This window comes from Aureibaculum marinum (assembly GCF_003813905.1).
Classification (GTDB): Bacteria; Bacteroidota; Bacteroidia; order Flavobacteriales; family Flavobacteriaceae; genus Aureibaculum; species Aureibaculum marinum.
In genome coordinates, this window is record NZ_RPFJ01000103.1 from 1 (window position 1) to 2,233 (window position 2,233).

Genomic DNA, 2,233 nt, shown 5'->3' on the forward strand with positions numbered 1-2,233 from the left:
TTTAGTACACCTATGCAGAACATCAATAATTATAAGGGTTTTTATTAAATTTTCAAAAAAATTATTATATTTAAAGCCATAACGGATATAAACGCAATACGTTTATACAATTGTTACCTGCAAGCTGAACAAACCAATGAGCAATAAGAAATCACAGATAAATTTACTAAACCATTCAGAAGCAAAGGTTAAACTTTTCGGAGACTATATTCAAAAGTATCTAAATATAATTTGCAATGATGGATACACAAAAGCAATTCATATAGTTGACTTATTCTGTGGTCCTGGAGTTTATGAAAACGGTGGAGAAGGAAGTCCAGTAATTGCATTGAAAAAAGTAAAACAAACTTATTATCAATTCATTGACAAAAGAGTGGTAAAATCACCTAAAATTCATTGTCATTTCAACGATATTGACCAAGATAGAATTAAAACACTTGACAATCACATAAAAGAAAATAAATTACACTACCCCAATTTTGGAACTTTAAATTTAGTAAACAAAGACTATCTTGAAATTGTAGAAGAACTTCCAAATAAATTTAAAAAGTTTAAAGATACCAAAGCATTTGTGTTCATTGATCCTTTTGGTTATAAAGAGATAAAAGCAGAACACATATTAAACTTGCTCGACTGTGATAACAATGCAGAAGTTTTACTATGGTTACCTATTCAATTTATGTATCGTTTCTCAAAAGCTGGAACACCTGATGTTTTAGAAAATTTCAACACACAATTGGGAATTGATAAGAATAAACTGAAAAACGAATGGGAATATATTCGCTCATTAAAGGAAGGATTTCAAGATTTTATTGGTAATAACTATTTTGTTGATAGTTTTACATTAAAAAAAGAAGAAAACACTGTTTTCTGTTTATTCTTTTTTAGTTCACACATTCGAGGTTATGAAAAAATGTTGGAGACTAAATGGGATATTGACACTGAACAAGGTCGAGGATGGAAATATAACAGTAATCAATCAACCCTTTTTTCAGTTTTAGAGACTAATAGGCTTGAAGATTTATTACTTTGTTATTTAAAAGAAGGCAGAACCAATGGAGAAATTTATGAATATACATTAAGACAAGGATTTTTGCCCAAGCATTCTACTCAAATATTGAAAAAGCTACAATCAGATAACAGACTGGATTTATCAAAAGAAGATAATTCTAAAATTAGAAAAGGTGCTTTTTATATAAATTATAAAGAATATAAAGAGTATTTTAATAAACTAACTATAAAACTTAAGTAATGGCACAATCAAGTATAGAATGGACTGAAATGACTTGGAATCCGACAACTGGTTGCACCAAAGTTTCTCAAGGCTGTAAATTCTGCTATGCAGAAATAATGTCCAAAAGACTACAAGCAATGGGTGTAGAAAAGTATAAGGATAATTTTGAGGTTAGAACTCACGAAGACGCTTTGAAAACACCATATACGTGGAAAAAATCAAAAGTTGTTTTCGTAAACTCAATGAGTGATTTATTTCACGAAAAAATTCCTTTAGAATTTATAAAAAAGGTTTTCAAAGTAATGAATGAAAATCCTCAACACGTTTTTCAAGTATTAACCAAAAGAGCTGAAAGATTAAAAGAACTTCATCAAGAATTAAAATGGACTCATAATATTTGGATGGGAGTTTCAGTAGAGGAACAAAAAGTAGAAAATAGAATTGATTTTTTAAGAGAAACAAACGCAAGAGTTAAATTCCTTTCGTTAGAACCATTAATTGGTCCACTTCCGAATATGAATTTAGACAAAATTGACTGGGTTATTGTTGGTGGAGAAAGCGGACATAATCCAAGACCAATGGATGCGGATTGGGTTCTTGACATACAAGAGCAATGCGAAAAGTCAGAAGTTGCATTCTTTTTTAAACAATGGGGTGGAAAAAACAAAAAGAAAAATGGCAGAATATTGAATGGCAGAACATATGACGAGATGCCAGAAATTGAATTACAGCACAGCGTATAAATGAAAAAAAGCCAGCAGGTAACAATGTATAACCGCAATTACGGCGGATTCGACTACGTCCGAATCCACTCGGAATTGCTAACGTCAGTGTTAAGCCGAAAAACATTAACTTTAATCCCGTAACTGACGGTTATACTAGACCGTCAGACTGTCTAATAACTTATTGCTTTTAATGGAGTAAAATTTTCATTGTTTTTCAGTTTTTTCGTATCTTCTAACCATGAAATTTATTATTGGAAAAGACCGAAAACAGACC

The 2,233-nt window shown here is 30.8% G+C and carries 2 protein-coding genes; both read left to right on the forward strand.

The annotated features are described in order from the left end of the window. The first annotated feature begins 136 nt into the window (after positions 1 to 136). Positions 137 to 1,252 carry a three-Cys-motif partner protein TcmP gene (gene tcmP / locus EGM88_RS15550; protein WP_123899336.1) on the forward strand — a complete coding sequence of 372 codons (1,116 nt, stop codon included), beginning with the start codon at positions 137 to 139 and terminating at the stop codon, positions 1,250 to 1,252. Further along, on the forward strand, positions 1,252 to 1,977 hold the full coding sequence (locus EGM88_RS15555; protein ID WP_123899337.1) for a DUF5131 family protein: 726 nt from the start codon (positions 1,252 to 1,254) through the stop codon (positions 1,975 to 1,977). Before tcmP ends, EGM88_RS15555 begins: the two co-directional genes overlap by 1 nt. Positions 1,978 to 2,233: the final 256 nt, after the last annotated feature.

Coding starts and splice junctions, on each gene's coding strand:
- EGM88_RS15555 (WP_123899337.1), top strand. CDS start 1,252: ATGGCACAATCAAGTATAGAATGGACTGAAATGACTTGGAATCCGACA.
- tcmP (WP_123899336.1), top strand. CDS start 137: ATGAGCAATAAGAAATCACAGATAAATTTACTAAACCATTCAGAAGCA.